Origin of the sequence: Streptomyces fodineus, assembly GCF_001735805.1 — a bacterium.
In the GTDB taxonomy this organism is placed as follows: Bacteria; Actinomycetota; Actinomycetes; order Streptomycetales; family Streptomycetaceae; genus Streptomyces; species Streptomyces fodineus.
The window spans coordinates 9095450-9110317 of record NZ_CP017248.1 but is presented as its reverse complement, the minus strand read 5'-3'; the positions used below and the strand labels follow the sequence as shown (position 1 = coordinate 9110317).

The 14868-nt window shown below is 70.9% G+C and carries 12 protein-coding genes and 3 pseudogenes; 7 read left to right on the top strand and 8 right to left on the bottom strand.

All coding sequences use genetic code 11. From position 1 onward, the window contains the following. Positions 1-18: 18 nt before the first annotated feature. Positions 19-577: pseudogene (locus tag BFF78_RS39535) on the bottom strand (TetR/AcrR family transcriptional regulator); the annotation flags it as partial. A 177-nt stretch (positions 578-754) separates the two neighbouring features. Here BFF78_RS39535 and BFF78_RS39530 point away from each other — a divergent pair. After that, a complete protein-coding gene (locus BFF78_RS39530; RefSeq protein ID WP_069784100.1) occupies positions 755-1735 on the top strand; it encodes an ATP-dependent DNA ligase in 981 nt (326 codons plus the stop codon). Positions 1736-2244: 509 nt separating this feature from the next. After that, positions 2245-3186, top strand: a complete 942-nt coding sequence (gene hemC, locus BFF78_RS39520; protein ID WP_193433619.1) for a hydroxymethylbilane synthase — start codon at positions 2245-2247, stop codon at positions 3184-3186. A gap of 64 nt (positions 3187-3250) precedes the next feature. Here hemC and BFF78_RS39515 read toward each other — a convergent pair whose 3' ends face one another. From BFF78_RS39515 to BFF78_RS39500, 4 genes and pseudogenes are all read right to left on the bottom strand, one after another. After that, a complete protein-coding gene (locus BFF78_RS39515) occupies positions 3251-3775 on the bottom strand; it encodes a hypothetical protein (RefSeq protein WP_069782852.1) in 525 nt (174 codons plus the stop codon). A gap of 189 nt (positions 3776-3964) precedes the next feature. Next, positions 3965-4826, bottom strand: a pseudogene (locus tag BFF78_RS39510) (ABC transporter permease). Further along, a pseudogene (locus tag BFF78_RS39505) lies at positions 4786-4995 on the bottom strand (ABC transporter ATP-binding protein); the annotation flags it as partial. The pseudogenes BFF78_RS39510 and BFF78_RS39505, both read right to left, overlap by 41 nt. Next, positions 4983-5405 carry a MarR family winged helix-turn-helix transcriptional regulator gene (locus tag BFF78_RS39500; RefSeq protein WP_227026045.1) on the bottom strand — a complete coding sequence of 141 codons (423 nt, stop codon included), beginning with the start codon at positions 5403-5405 and terminating at the stop codon, positions 4983-4985. The gene BFF78_RS39500 and the pseudogene BFF78_RS39505, both read right to left, overlap by 13 nt. A gap of 228 nt (positions 5406-5633) precedes the next feature. On the opposite strand from BFF78_RS39500, the gene BFF78_RS39495 reads away from it, so the two are divergent. Further along, complete coding sequence (locus tag BFF78_RS39495) at positions 5634-6425, top strand: RNA polymerase sigma factor SigF (RefSeq protein WP_069782849.1); 792 nt, start codon at positions 5634-5636, stop codon at positions 6423-6425. 8 nt (positions 6426-6433) lie between these two features. Here the strand turns inward: BFF78_RS39495 and BFF78_RS39490 are convergent, their stop codons facing one another. Beyond that, positions 6434-6748 (bottom strand): ANTAR domain-containing protein, encoded by a 315-nt coding sequence (locus tag BFF78_RS39490; RefSeq protein WP_069782848.1) that lies wholly within the window; start codon positions 6746-6748, stop codon positions 6434-6436. 128 nt (positions 6749-6876) lie between these two features. On the opposite strand from BFF78_RS39490, the gene BFF78_RS39485 reads away from it, so the two are divergent. Beyond that, on the top strand, positions 6877-7686 hold the full coding sequence (locus BFF78_RS39485; protein ID WP_069782847.1) for a glyoxalase/bleomycin resistance/extradiol dioxygenase family protein: 810 nt from the start codon (positions 6877-6879) through the stop codon (positions 7684-7686). 15 nt (positions 7687-7701) lie between these two features. Here the strand turns inward: BFF78_RS39485 and glgX are convergent, their stop codons facing one another. Further along, positions 7702-9846: a glycogen debranching protein GlgX gene (gene glgX, locus BFF78_RS39480; protein ID WP_099055009.1), complete on the bottom strand. Its 2145-nt coding sequence runs from the start codon at positions 9844-9846 to the stop codon at positions 7702-7704. Further along, on the bottom strand, positions 9843-10397 hold the full coding sequence (locus BFF78_RS39475; protein ID WP_069782846.1) for a pep a2: 555 nt from the start codon (positions 10395-10397) through the stop codon (positions 9843-9845). Before BFF78_RS39475 ends, glgX begins: the two co-directional genes overlap by 4 nt. Positions 10398-10724: 327 nt before the next feature. On the opposite strand from BFF78_RS39475, the gene BFF78_RS39470 reads away from it, so the two are divergent. The 3 genes from BFF78_RS39470 to treS all read left to right on the top strand — a co-directional run bounded on the left by BFF78_RS39470 (position 10725) and on the right by treS (position 14837). Then, positions 10725-11063 (top strand): DUF5133 domain-containing protein, encoded by a 339-nt coding sequence (locus tag BFF78_RS39470; RefSeq protein WP_069782845.1) that lies wholly within the window; start codon positions 10725-10727, stop codon positions 11061-11063. A 67-nt stretch (positions 11064-11130) separates the two neighbouring features. After that, a complete protein-coding gene (locus BFF78_RS39465) occupies positions 11131-13122 on the top strand; it encodes an alpha-1,4-glucan--maltose-1-phosphate maltosyltransferase (RefSeq protein WP_069782844.1) in 1992 nt (663 codons plus the stop codon). Continuing rightward, the gene (gene treS, locus BFF78_RS39460) at positions 13119-14837 is read left to right on the top strand and encodes a maltose alpha-D-glucosyltransferase (protein WP_069782843.1); all 1719 of its coding nucleotides are present in this window, start codon (positions 13119-13121) and stop codon (positions 14835-14837) included. The genes BFF78_RS39465 and treS overlap by 4 nt, the downstream gene beginning before the upstream one ends. Positions 14838-14868: the final 31 nt, after the last annotated feature.

Below are 14868 nucleotides of genomic sequence, written 5' to 3'. Positions count from 1 at the left end.
GACGAGGGCCGGCCTCGGGCCGAGGATCGCGTGCACGAGGCCGGTGGCCGCCTCCGTCCAGGTCGCTCGGGGGGCCGGGGTGCCCTCGGCCAGGGGCCCGCTCCCGCTCGGCGCAGGTGTGCAGGATCAACAGGCGGACCATCTGGCCGCGTTCGGCGCGAACCTCGGGCGGCAGCTCCGGCAGGGTGCGGTCCAGGCCCTCGATCGCCTGCCGCAGCGCCGGGGAGGCCATGGACTCCTCGACCATGATCTCGTGCGGCGCCGGGTCGGTCATGACCTGGGCGCAGAACCGGGCGTACCGGAGTACGTCGGTGGAGTCGCCGGCCGCGGCGAGAGCCCGCTCCCTGAGCGCCTCGATGCGCTCGGCGTGCCGGCGGGCCACGGCGGACCAGGTCGGACTTGGTGCCGAAGTGGTAGCCGGCCCGCGTTGTCGCCCTGGCCGGCGGCCTCGCCGACCCGGCGGTTGGAGACGGCGTACACGCCGTGGTCGGCGAACAGCCGCTCCGCCGCGGTCAGGATCGTCCCGCGTCGCGCTCACCTGCTCGGCCCGCCCCGTCCTGCGCGCCGTGCTCACCACCACTCGGGGACTGCACCGCCCCGGGGCGGTAGGTCCCGCGCGACAGCGGACAACCGCCGCGGCGACCGACTCGCGCATCCGCAGCACCCGGAGACGGCGCGGGCCCGTTCAGGGGAACCGGCGGCGAAAGGCGCGTGACGGTACCGGGAGTGGTCGAGATCTTCAGCCGTGACCGCCGTGACCCTGCCGCTGATCGCGCCGATGCTCGCCACTCCCGGCACGTTGCCGCCCGCCGCCCAGGACGAGCGGTGGGCGTACGAGACCAAACAGGACGGCCAGCGGGTGATGGTCTACCTGCCCGCTGACGGCAGCGTGCTGCTGCGTGCCCGCTCGGGGCAGGACATCACCGCGGCCTATCCCGAACTGCGGCCGCTCGGCGGTGCGCTCGGCGCCACTCCGGCCGTACTGGACGGCGAGGTGCTGGCCCTGGACGAACAGGGCCGGGCCGACTTCCAGTTGCTGCAGAGCCGGATGGGCCTCGCGCACGCCCCCGCGCGGGCGGCGCGCCGGGCCGCCCAGGTGCCGGTGCATCTGGTGCTGTTCGACGTGCCCTACCTCCAGGAGTCCCTGCTGCGGCTGCCCTACGTACGGCGGCGGGCCCGGCTGACGGAGCTGGGCCTGGCCGGGCCGTACTGGTCGACGCCGGGCGCCGTGACCGGGCACGGCGCGCAGGCGCTCGCCGCGACCCGGGAACACGGCTTGGAAGGCCTGGTGTGCAAACGGCTGGACTCGGTGTACGAGCCCGGGGTGCGCTCCCGCGCCTGGATCAAGATCCGGAACTGGCGTGCCGAGGACGTGATCGTCGGCGGCTGGCTGCCGGGCAAAGGACGGCTGCGCGGGCTGCCCGGAGCCCTGCTGGTCGGTCAGCGCGACACGCAGGGCAAGCTGCGGTACGTCGGCGGAGTGGGCACCGGCTGGAGTGAGGCGGAGCGGATCGAACTGGCCCGGCTGCTGGACGCCGCCGCGAGCGGGCGGTGCCCCTTCGATCCGGCGCCCCGGATCCCCGAGGCCCACTGGGTGCTGCCCCGGCTGGTGGGAGAGGTCAGCTACAGCACCCGTACCCGGGCCGGGCTGCTGCGCCAGTCGTCGTGGCTGCGGCTGCGCCCGGATCTGCCGCCGGAGGAGTCGGCGGCGGACCTGCCCGAGGGCTTCGGCTGAGGCCACGGCCCGCACACCGGCCCTGATCGGCACGTGTCCGGTGCCCAGCCCGGCCTGCCGAGGGGCGTCGGCCAAGGCCACGACTCTCCCGCGGCGCTGTTCGACACGTGTACGACGCCCGCGAGAGCTACCGCCGGACACATCCTCGTCCACAGCTGGATCGAGGGGCACATGTCCGACCATGCCGTGTTCACCGGTCCGGCCGAAGTGCGGCCGGGCCGGGCGGGACTCGCCCCCTGCATCCGGTGACCGGCAGTCCCCGGGTCCGGTACGCCGAACCCGCCGACCTGCCCCGGTCGCCGAACCGGCGGTCCAGCACGCCGAGTTCGAGCGCTGGGCGGGGCGGTGTCTGCTGCGCATGCCGGTGCGGGCCGACGTGCTCACCGCCGCCCATCCCGGCTGGGCGGCGGACCGTTCCCCCATACCTGACGGTGACGCGGCGCTCACCCATGGTGTGGCGGGCGGGGTCGAGGGTTCGGACCGGAGGTCCGGGGTGGAGGGTCTATCGTGTGCGCATGCCGGTTCCCGAACTGATCCGTATCGTCTCCCGCGACTCCCCCATGGCACTGGCCCAAGTCGAGCGGGTTCGCGCCGAGTTGGCCGTACTGCACCCGGGTGTGCGCACCGAGGTGGTTCCGGTGAAGACCACCGGCGACAAGTGGCTCGGCGATCTGTCCAAGGTCGAGGGCAAGGGGGCGTTCACCAAGGAGGTCGACGCGGCCCTGCTGGCCGGCGAGGCCGATCTCGCGGTGCACTGTGTCAAGGACGTGCCCGCCGACCGGCCGCTGCCCGCCGGCACGGTGTTCGCCGCGTTCCTGAAGCGGGACGACATCCGGGACGCGCTGATCCACCCGGGCGGGCTCACCCTGGACGAGCTGCCGGCCGGCACCCGGATCGGCACCTCCTCGGTGCGCCGGGTGGCCCAACTGGCGGCCACCCACCCGCATCTGGAGTGCGTGCCGTTCCGCGGCAACGCCAACCGCCGGCTGGAGAAGCTGGCCGCCGGGGACGCGGACGCGCTGCTGCTGGCGGCGTCCGGTCTGGAGCGGATCGGCCGGACGGACGTGATCAGCGAGGTGCTGTCGGCGGAGACGATGATGCCGCCGATCGGCGCGGGCATCCTCGCGCTGCAGTGCCGTGAGGACGACGCCGACCTGATCGACGCCGTCAGCGGGCTCGGCGACCCGGACACGCACCGCGAGGCGACGGCCGAGCGGATGTTCCTGCATGTGCTGCAGGGCCACTGCAACAGCCCGATCGCCGGCTACGCGCGCGTGGACCGCGGCGGGGAACTGTCCCTGCGGGCCTGCGTGTTCACCCCCGACGGCAAGACCCGGCTGAACGCCCACGAGTGGGCGGGCCGGCTGGATCCGGCCACCCTCGGCACCTCGGTCGCGGTGGCGCTGCTGCGGCAGGGCGCGCGGGAGATCATCGACGGCATTCCGCACTGAGCCGCGTACGACGGCCAGACCCCGGCCGTACGGCGCACACCGCCGTCTCGCGCCGGGGCACGCGTCAGGCGGAACCGGGCTCCGTCTGGTCCCTCAGGAAGGCGCTGACCTGGTGGGCCAGGCTGCCCTGCCCGGCGGCCGTGGGGGCGGCCACCGGGCTCGCCTCCAGGACGCCGATGCCGCCCGTCCACAGCCGGCGGTCGGCCCACTCTTCGTCCACCCGCAGTTGCACCTGCACGTCCACGTGGGCCAGGGCGGCCTCGGGGGCGGCGGCGTAGAGCACGGCGGTGGCCCGGCGCAGCGGGTAGACGTCGAAGCCCTCGATGAACTGGGAGTTGCGCCAGTCGATGAACGCGCCCTCGCCGTCGGGACCGACCCGGACGTCGATCTGACCGTCCTCCAGGTGGATACCCACGTGCCGCGCGCCGCGGTTCTCGACCGTCACCCGGAGACTGAAGTACGTCAGCCCGGCGGCGGCGTCGTCGCGTCCGCGCGGCGGCTCGGCCGCCTCCAGACGGTGGACGCGGACCCGCAGACCGGCATGCTCGTCGTACTCGTGCCAGTCCCCGACCACGTTCGGCTCGTACACAGTGCCCCTCTCGACCTCCGAGAGCTGCTGTTTATCTGTGCGCTGAGCGCACTGTCAAATGAGCAGAATGCGCTGTGGCCAGCGGGTTCGCCCGCTTTGATCGCTGATCAAGCGCTGCCCAGGAAGAATCCGTTCTGGCGCCCCCGGACAGGGTACGCGCGCGTGCCGCACATCACGTCCGCGACAAGATCACCGGGCGAGCCGGCCGAGCAGTGCGGAGGCCGCGGTAATGCCGAGCGCTGCGGCCACCGCGAGGACGGCGAAATCGGTGCCGAGATGGGCGGGCGTGCCGAGCAGCAGACCGCGCAGGGCGTCGACTTGATAGCTCAGCGGGTTGACCTTGCCGACGGCTTGCAGCCAGCCCGGCATCACCGAGACGGGGTACAGGGCGTTGGATGCGAAGAACAGCGGCATGGTGATCGCCTGCCCGAAGCCCATCAGCCGGTCGCGGCTGAGGACGATGCCCGCGATGGTCATCGACAGACAGGAGAAGAAGAACGGAGGCGAGGACCACCGCGACGGCGACGCCGAGCAGCTTCAGCGGGTTCCGGGTGAGAGCCACACCGAGCACGGCGGCGATGACGATCACGACGACCGCCTGCACCAGCGACTTCACCCCGGCGGCGAACGCCTTGCCGGTGATCAGTGCCGAGCGCGGGGTCGGGGTGACGAGGAGCTTGTTCAGGATGCCGGCGTCGCGCTCCCAGATGATCTGGATGCCGTAGAAGATCGCGATGAACATGGCGGACTGGGCGATGGTGCCGGGCGCCATGAAGTCGATGTACGGGACGCCGCCGGTGGGTATCGCGCGTATCCGGGTGAAGGTCTGGCCGAAGATCAGCAGCCAGAGGGCGGGCTGGATCGCGCGGGTGTACAGCTCGGTGCGGTCGTGCCGCAGCTTCTGCAGCTCGACGGCGCACATGGCGACGACCCGGGCGGGCAGCAGCCGCCAGCCGGCGCGCGGGACGGGTGGGCTGAGCAGCAGGGCGATACCGCTGTCGGGGGTGCGGTCAGCCGACGCGGCGGGCGGTGCGGCGGGTGCTGCGGACATCGCGGAAACCTGCTGCGGAGTGGTCGTCGAGGCCGCTGCCGGCGACATCGCGGAAGACGTCCTCCAGCGTGGGCAGGGTGTCGGCACCCCGGCGTTCGGCAAGGTCACGGCGCAGCTCGGCCGCGCTGCCGAGGGCGCGGATGCGGCCGCGGTGCATCAGGCCGACCCGGCTTCCCCGGCTTCCTCGCGCAGGGCGGCCGCCAGTCTGTGCAGCGCCGGCAGGGCCGCGTGCAGGGCTTCACGGTCGGCCTCGGTGAGCCGGGAGACATGGCGGCCGACCAGCTCGGCCCGGCGGCGCTGCCAGTCGCCGAGGCGTTTCTCGGCGGACGCGGTCAGCCGCAGCCGGGCGGCGCGCCGGTCGGCAGGGTCGGTCTCGCGGAGCAGGTGGCCGCCCCGGACGAGCTGGTTGACCAGGGTCGACACGGAGTTGCTCGCCAGGTGCAGCTCCCTGGCCGCGTCCGAGATGCCGATGCCGGGCCGGGACTCGACCAGCCGCAGCAGTTCCACCTCGGCACCGCGCAACCGGGGCACGCTCAGCCCATCGCGCAGCCGCCGCCGGATCAGCCGCTGGATGCGCACCAGCGCGTCGGCCAGCTCCTCCGTTCAGCCGCAGAATCATTCAGCTGCATCCTTTTTGCCCGTATTTGTTTTTTGATGTCCGCCAGCGGGAAAATGAACCTCAGTGCTTCGGACAGGAGGCACGTCCGTGGGAGTCGGCATCGTGCCGTGCCCCCGGTCTTCTCTTGGCCCGAGCGCACCTCCCACGGTGTCTGTCCATCCAGCACCTGCTGAGACGAGGTGCGCACGATGCGTGTCACCGGCAGCGCCAACACCCACCCTCACGACGACGCCCCCGATACGGTCGAGTCCTTCGAGCGGCTGGCGAAGCTGCCCGACGGCCCCGCGCGGCGGGCACTGCGTGACGAACTGGTCCGGCTGTGGCTGCCCATGGCCGAGCGGATCGCCGTGCGGTTTCGCGGCCGCGGGGAGGCCCTGGAGGACCTGTACCAGGTGGCCGCCCTCGGTCTGGTGAAGGCCGTCGACCACTACGACCCCGAGCGGGGCCGCGCCTTCGAGGCGTACGCCGTACCCACCATCACCGGTGAGATCAAGCGGCACTTCCGCGACCACATGTGGACCCTGCACGTGCCGCGCCGGGTGCAGGACCTGCGCAACCGGGTCCGCTCCGCCACGAAGGAACTGGCCCAGAGCACCTCGGGCCGCCCGCCCACCGTCGCGGAGATCGCCGCCTACGCGCGGCTCACCGAGGACGAGGTGCGTACCGGCATGGAGGCACTGGAGTGCTTCTCCGCGCTGTCCCTGGACGCCGAGGTCGCCGGCACCGACGGCTACGCCCTCGGGGACTCCCTCGGCGGACCCGACCCCGGATACGACCTCGTGCTCGACCGGGTCGCCGTCACGCCCTGTCTCGAGGCACTGCCGGAACGCGAGCGCATCATTCTCTATCTGCGGTTCTTCCGCGGCATGACCCAGAGCCGGATCGCCGAGCAGCTCGGCATCTCCCAGATGCACGTCTCCCGCCTGCTCAGCAGCTGTTTCGACCGGCTGCGCGAGGAAGTGCTGGCCGAGGCCCGCTGACCCGGAAGTCACTCCTCCGCGGCACCGGGCACCTGAGTGGGGCCGTACCGGTCGAGGGCGTCCTCCAGCGCCGCGCGGACCTCGGGCGGGATGTCCCCGCGGCGGCCCCAGATGAGGATCAGCTCCGCGATGTTGTGCAGCTTGATGTTGGTGTGCTGGGAGACCTCTTTCAGCACCTCCCAGCCCTCGTCCGGGGTCACCCTGCCCAGGGCCACGATCATCCCGATCGCCTGGTCGACGACCGCGTGGGAGGCCACGGCATTCTTCAACTGGTGGATCTCCGCCTGCAACTGCGCGATCCGTTCGGGCTCGCTCGCTCCCATGCCCCCATCGTCCCCGGTGGCCTCGGCCGATGCCAGCGGGGGTACTCGACAGGCACCCGACCCCGTTCCGGTTGGACACTGGTGCCAGACCGGTGGCCGCCCGGCCCCGAGATCAGGACGCGACTGCCATGAACGACACAGCCCCCGTCAGCGGTGGACCGCGGAAGCGAGACGTCATCTCCACGCACTCCGTCTTCGGCGCCCCGTGCTGGGTGAGCCTGACCAGCCGTGACCTCGAGGCCACCCAGGACTTCTACACGGCCGTCCTCGGCTGGCGCTGGCGCGGCGCCAAGCTCGGCGAGCACTTCCGTATAGCACTGGCGGACGGGGTGCCGGTGGCGGGGATCGCCGCCGTCGCCGCCATGTGGCAGATGGCGGTGGCCTGGACCCCGTACTTCGCCGTCCCGGACGCCGACGTGGCGGCGGCCCGGGCCCGTGAGCGCGGTGGTACGGCGGCCGTGGGGCCGCTGTCCTTCCCGCCGGGGCGGGCGGCGCTGCTCGCAGACCGGGACGGGGCCACCTTCGGCATCTGGCAGGGAGAACTGGTCTCCAACTGGGAGGCGTGGCGGCGGGCGGCACCGACCTTCGTACGGCTGCACACCCGTGACGCCTTCGACTCCGCGATGTTCTACGGCGAGGTCCTCGACTGGGCGTCCGGCAAGCCGGGCTGCTGCGAGGTGGAGTACGAGGGCGGCGAGGTGGTGCTGCGCAGCCGGGGCGACATCGTGGCCCGGATCGACTCGGGCGCGGTGGAGTCGGCGCCGGATCCCTCCGTACGGCCGCACTGGCAGATCCACTTCGCCGTAGCGGACGTGATGGGCTGCGCCCGCGCGGCGGAGAAGCACGGCGGCAGCGTGCTGAGCGAGGAGGAGACCGAGGCGATCCTGCGGGACCAGGACGGCGCCCAGTTCACGGTGACCTCACGGCTGGTGCGCTGAGCCGGCGGCGGGCACTCAGGCCGCCACCCGCGACGGACGCGACAGCAGGATCAGACTGCGGGCCTCCAGGCGAAGCCTCATGCCGGCCTTGCGTTCGCGTTCGTCGGGGATGCCGTCCGGGTCGGCGGTGTCGATCAGGGTCGTCCAGCGCTCGCCGTAGGACTCGTCGGGCAGCCGGAAGCCGACCGGTTCCCAGTAGCCGTTGACGAGCAGCAGGAAGGAGTCGTCGACCATACGGCGGCCGTAGGCATCGCGCTCGGCGAGGGCGTCGCCGTTGAGGAACACGGTCACCGAGTGCGCGTCGCCGCGCTGCCAGTCCCGGTCGGTCATCTCGCGGGCGTCGGGCCTGAGCCACATCAGGTCGGGCAGAGGTTGCCTGGCGTCGGTCTCGGTCTCGCCGCGGAAGAAGCGGCGGCGGCGCAGCACGGGGTGCGCGGCGCGCAGGGCGATCACGTGCCGGGTGAAGTCCACGAGGCTGCGCTGCTCCTGCGTCAGCTCCCAGTCGATCCAGGAGATCTCGTTGTCCTGGCAGTAGGCGTTGTTGTTGCCCCGCTGGGTGCGGCCGAGTTCGTCGCCGTGGCAGAGCATCGGGATGCCCTGCGACAGCAGCAGTGTGGCCAGCAGGTTACGCTGCTGGCGGGCGCGCAGTTCGAGGACGGCGGGATCGCGGGTCTCGCCCTCCACGCCGCAGTTCCAGGACCGGTTGTGACTCTCGCCGTCCCGGTTGTCCTCCCCGTTGGCCTCGTTGTGCTTGTCGTTGTACGACACGAGGTCGCGCAGGGTGAAACCATCGTGCGCGGTGACGAAGTTGACGCTGGCGCGCGGCCGGCGCCTGCTGTGCTGGTACAGGTCGGAGGAGCCGGTCAGCCGGGAGGCGAACTCGCCGAGCGAGCCGGGCTCGGCCCGCCAGAAGTCCCGTACGGCATCCCGGTACTTGCCGTTCCACTCCGACCACAGCGGCGGGAAGTTCCCGACTTGATAGCCGCCCTCCCCCACGTCCCAGGGCTCGGCGATGAGCTTGACGCGGCTGATCACCGGGTCCTGCTGGATCAGGTCGAAGAACGCCGAGAGCCGGTCCACCTCGTGGAACTGCCGGGCCAGCGTGGCCGCGAGGTCGAAGCGGAAGCCGTCGACATGCATCTCGGTGACCCAGTACCGCAGCGAGTCCATGATCAGCTGGAGCACGTAAGGGTGCCGCATCAGCAGGCTGTTGCCGGTGCCGGTGGTGTCGTAGTAGTGCGCCCAGTCGCCGTCGACCAGGCGGTAGTAGGAGGCGTTGTCGATGCCCCGGAAGGAGAGGGTCGGGCCCATCTGGTTGCCCTCGGCGGTGTGGTTGTAGACCACGTCGAGGATCACTTCGAGGCCGGCCGCGTGCAGCGCCTTCACCATGGCCTTGAACTCGTCGACCTGCTGGCCGAGGGTGCCGAAGGCAGCGTAGCCGTTGTGCGGGGCGAAGAAGCCGATGGTGTTGTAGCCCCAGTAGTTGGACAGGCCACGGTCCTGGAGCACGCCGTCCTGCACGAACTGGTGCACCGGCATCAGCTCCACCGCGGTCACCCCGAGCGAGGTCAGGTGCGCGAGGACGGCGGGGTGCGCGAGGCCGGCGTAGGTGCCGCGCAGCCGTTCGGGGACGTCCGGGTGGGTGCGGGTCAGGCCGCAGACGTGGGCCTCGTAGATCACCGAGTCCGAGTACGGCGTCCGGGGCGGGCGGTCGTCGCCCCAGTCGAAGGACGGGTCGGTGACGACGCCCAGCATGGAGTGCCCGGCGCTGTCGGCGGGGGCGGGGCCGTCCGGGGCGCGCTCGTAGAGCGAGGCGTGGTTGTCGATCTGGCCGTCCACAGCCCGGGCGTAGGGGTCGAGCAGCAGCTTCGCCGGATTGCACCGGTGGCCGAGCGAGGGCTGCCAGGGGCCGTGCACCCGGTAGCCGTAGCGCTGGCCCGGTGCGATGCCGGGCAGATAGCCGTGCCAGACGAACCCGTCGACCTCCTGCAGCCGGACGGGAGTCTCCTTGCCCGCGTCGTCGACGAGGATCAGCTCGACCCGGTCGGCCACCTCGCTGAACAGCGCGAAGTTGGTGCCCTGTCCGTCGAACACGGCACCCAACGGGTAGGGCTGCCCACTCCACACGGGCAGCCCTTTCCGTCTCCTGCGGGCGGTCACCGGCTGCCCTCCAGGGCGTCGTCCAAAGCAGCGGCCGCGGCGCCCGGCGCGGCCATCGCGTCGTCCGCGGCTGCCGCCGGGGCGGCCAGCACCGTCACCGGCAGCTCGCGCGGCACCTGCAGCCCCTGCCGCAGCGTGGGCGCGGGCGCGGTGGGCACCAGCGGGACACGCTCCCCGGAGCGGGCGCGCTGGGTGAACCAGATGATCTTGCTGCCGGTCTCCGAGGTGCAGCAGCCCCAGCCGTCGCTCATGGCGGCGATGTCGGCGAGACAGGCGCGCAGGTCCTGGTCCGGGCGCAGATCGGGGTCGTCGTCCCCGAACGCGGTGATGAGGTGCTGGCCGTTCCACCACATCTCGATCGACGTGTGCTTGTCGGTGGCGTGCTGGTCGATCGCCCGCAGCAGCAGTTCGGCGCCGCGGCAGACGGGATCCGCGAGGTTGTCGAGGTCCCAGTAGCGGAGGTGGGCGGCCAGGATGCGGCTGACCTGTCCCACCCGTTCCGGGCTGACTTCCACATCGAGGTGGTAGTAGCAGGGCACTGCGGTCTTCATCGTCGCTTGCTCCTCACCGGCGAAGCTCTCGCTCCCCTCGCCCGTCCGGGAGGGATCCCGGATGCCCGTCCGGGAAGGGTCCCGGACACCCAGCGTGAGCGCTGATCGCTTCAGAGTCACCTCTACCGTGCGGGCACTACGCCATTCGTGCAACACGAGAGCCCGACACCCACTCATGGTTGAAGATCCAACAAGACGCTGGGTCATCGTCCGTGCACCATAAGTGAAAGCCTCGATCGCCGTAACGGTGCCGTGCCCTTCCGTGCGCGGACACCACCCGACCGTCGGGAACGCGCCCAGTCGAGAGCGTGGAAGGTGAAGAGGGCAATGCTGCTACCCGCCAAGGCCGAAGTGGCCCGGGCGTTGCGGCGTTACCGGGCGTGGGAGCGCGTGATGCTCGCCTCGCCCCACGACCGCACGGTCCGGGCCACCTTCGAGGACTCGGGCTACACGCTGTGCGTGCTGATGGGCAAACGCTGCGCCCGCGAGGCCGCGGACGCCGCCGAGCGCTATCTGCGCACGAACCTGGTCGCCTACCTGCGCGAGCAGGACGGACGGCCGCGGCCGCGCCGGTCGGCCAGAAGAGCGCCACCACCGGAGCGGCGTTCCACGGCGCCGGCCCCTGACCTGGCACCGTACAAGGCGTTCCCCACGGGACCGGCGTGAGCCGGCCCCTCTCGGATCGCGAAGCCGGGCCGGGTGCCCGGCTTCGCGCACGGCGGAGGTGAGATACATGCGCAGGACCCCGGCCATCGGCCGTGTACCGGTACGTGACGTCCGGCCGGCCGTGGAGTGCGGCAGGCGCCCGGCGAAAGCGGTGGCCGGGGAGACCTTCCAGGTGACGGCCACCGTGTTCCGCGAAGGGCACGATGCCGTGGGTGCCAATGTGGTCCTGCGCGATCCGAAGGGCCGCCGTGGCCCGTGGACGCCGATGCGTGAGCTGTCCCCCGGCAGCGACCTCTGGGGCGCGGAGATCACCCCGGACGCGACGGGCCGCTGGACCTTCCGGGTGGAGGCCTGGAGCCATCCGCTGGCGACCTGGCGGCACACCGCCTCGGTGAAGGTGCCGGCCGGGATCGACATCGGGCTGGTGCTGGAGGAGGGCGCCGAGCTCTACGAGCGTGCGGCCGCCGGAGTGCCGAAGGGCCCGGAGCGAGGTCTGGTCCTCGCCGCCGCACAGGCCCTCGGCGACGACTCCCTGTCGGTGCACGACCGTCTGACGGCGGCTCTGTCCCCCGAGGTGGACGCGCTCCTGGCCCGCTATCCGCTGCGGGAGCTGGTCACCGCCTCCGACCCGATGCCGCTGCTGGTGGAGCGCGAACGCGCCCTGTACGGCGCCTGGTACGAGTTCTTCCCGCGCTCGGAGGGCACCGCCGAGCAGCCGCACGGCACCTTCCGCACGGCGGCGCGCCGCCTGCGGCCGATCGCGGAGATGGGCTTCGACGTCGTCTACCTCCCGCCCATCCACCCCATCGGCACGACGTTCCGCAAGGGCCGCAACAACACGCTCACCGCCGGGCCGGACGACGTGGGCGTCCCGTGGGCGATCGGCTCTCCCGAGGGCGGGCACGACGCCGTCCACCCCGGTCTCGGCACGATCGAGGACTTCGACTTCTTCGTCGGCGAGGCGCACAAGCTGGGGCTGGAGGTCGCGCTGGACTTCGCCCTGCAGTGCTCCCCCGACCATCCATGGGTGCACAAGCATCCGGAGTGGTTCCACCACCGGCCCGACGGGAGCATCGCCTACGCGGAGAATCCGCCGAAGAAGTACCAGGACATCTATCCGATCGCCTTCGACGCGGACATGGACGGCCTGACCGCCGAGACGGTACGGCTCCTGCGGCACTGGATGAGCCACGGCGTGCGCATCTTCCGGGTCGACAACCCGCACACCAAGCCGGTGGTCTTCTGGGAACGGGTCATCGCCGAGGTCAACCGCAAGGATCCGGACGTGATCTTCCTGGCCGAGGCGTTCACCCGCCCGGCGATGATGCACACCCTCGCCCAGATCGGCTTCCAGCAGTCGTACACGTACTTCACCTGGCGCAACAGCAAGCGCGAACTCACGGAATATTTCAGCGAGTTGGCGGGTGAGGCGGCTGCCTACATGCGGCCGAACCTCTTCGTCAACACCCCGGACATCCTGCACGCCTACCTCCAGCACGGCGGCCGGCCCGCCTTCGAGGTACGCGCCGTGCTCGCCGCGACCCTCTCCCCCACCTGGGGCGTCTACAGCGGCTACGAGCTGTGCGAGAACACCCCGCTGAGGCAGGGCAGCGAGGAATACCTGGACTCGGAGAAGTACCAGCTCAAGCCACGCGACTGGGAGGCGGCGGCACGCGAGGGCCGCACCATCGCGCCGCTCATCACCAGGCTCAACACCATCCGACGGCAGCACCCCGCGCTACAGCGCCTGCGGAATCTCCGCTTCCATCAGACCGACAACGACGCCGTGCTCGCCTACAGCAAGAGCACGGGAGCGGACACGGTCATCGTGGTCGTCAATCTCGACCCGCATCACACCCAGGAGGCCACGGTCTCGTTGGACATGCCGCAACTCGGCCTGGACTGGAACGCCGCTCTGTCCGTGCACGACGAACTGACGGGTGAGACGTACCACTGGGGCAGGACCAACTACGTGCGCCTGACGCCCGGCGGCGCGCCGGCGCACGTACTCCACGTCGGGCGTTCGACGCCCCGGATCGGAGGGCCCGCAGCGTCATGACCGTCAACGAACCCGTGCACGACACCTTCGAGGACACTCCCGCGGGGGACCGGGACCCTGACTGGTTCAAGCGCGCCGTCTTCTACGAGGTCCTGGTCCGCTCCTTCCAGGACAGCAACGGCGACGGCATCGGCGACCTGAAGGGTCTGACGGCCAAGCTCGACTATCTGCAGTGGCTCGGCGTGGACTGCCTGTGGCTGCCGCCGTTCTTCAAGTCACCGCTCAGGGACGGCGGTTACGACGTCTCCGACTACACCGCCGTACTGCCCGAGTTCGGTGACCTGGCCGACTTCGTGGAGTTCGTGGACGCCGCCCACCAGCGCGGCATGCGCGTGATCATCGACTTCGTCATGAACCACACCAGCGACCAGCACCCGTGGTTCCAGGAGTCGAGGCGGGATCCGGGCGGTCCGTACGGGGACTACTACATGTGGGCCGACGACGACAAGCAGTACGAGGACGCCCGGATCATCTTCGTCGACACCGAGGCCTCCAACTGGACCTTCGATCCCGTGCGCGGCCAGTACTACTTCCACCGCTTCTTCTCGCACCAGCCCGACCTCAACTACGAGAACCCAGCCGTGCAGGAAGAGATCCTGGCCGCCCTGCGCTTCTGGCTGGACCTCGGGATCGACGGCTACCGGCTGGACGCGGTCCCCTATCTCTACGCCGAAGAGGGCACCAACTGCGAGAACCTGCCGGCCACGCACGCGTTCCTGAGGCGGGTCCGCCGTGAGATCGACGCGATGTACCCGGACACCGTACTGCTGGCGGAGGCCAACCAGTGGCCGGAAGACGTCGTCGACTACTTCGGCGACTACGCCTCCGGCGGCGACGAGTGCCACATGGCCTTCCACTTCCCCGTGATGCCGCGCATCTTCATGGCCGTACGCCGCGAGTCCCGCTACCCCGTCTCCGAGATCCTCGCCAAGACCCCCGCGATCCCCTCCGGCTGCCAGTGGGGCATCTTCCTGCGCAACCACGACGAGCTGACCCTGGAGATGGTCACCGACGAAGAGCGCGACTACATGTGGGCCGAGTACGCAAAAGACCCACGCATGCGCGCCAACATCGGCATCCGCCGCCGCCTCGCCCCCCTCCTCGACAACGACCGCAACCAGATCGAGCTCTTCACCGCCCTGCTGCTCTCCCTGCCCGGCTCGCCGATCCTGTACTACGGCGACGAGATCGGCATGGGCGACAACATCTGGCTCGGCGACCGCGACGCCGTCCGCACCCCGATGCAGTGGACCCCCGACCGCAACGCCGGCTTCTCCACGTGTGACCCGGGGCGCCTGTTCCTGCCCACGATCATGGACCCGGTCTACGGCTACCAGGTCACCAACGTCGAGGCCTCGATGTCCTCGCCGTCCTCGCTGCTGCACTGGACCCGCCGCATGATCGAGATCCGCAAGCAGAATCCGGCCTTCGGACTCGGCTCGTTCACGGAACTGACCTCCTCCAACCCCGCGGTGCTGGCGTTCCTGCGGGAGTACGAGGACGACCTCGTGCTGTGCGTCCACAACTTCTCCCGTTTCGCCCAGCCCACCGAGCTCGATCTGCGGGTCTACGACGGGCGGCACCCGGTCGAGCTGATCGGCGGGGTCCGCTTCCCGGCGATCGGTGAACTTCCCTACCTGCTCACCCTGCAAGGCCACGGCTTCTACTGGTTCCGGCTCTCCCGAGTCGCATCCCGGATCGGCCGCCGTCGCTGAACGACCGGCGCCGAGGAAAGGACGCGTCACC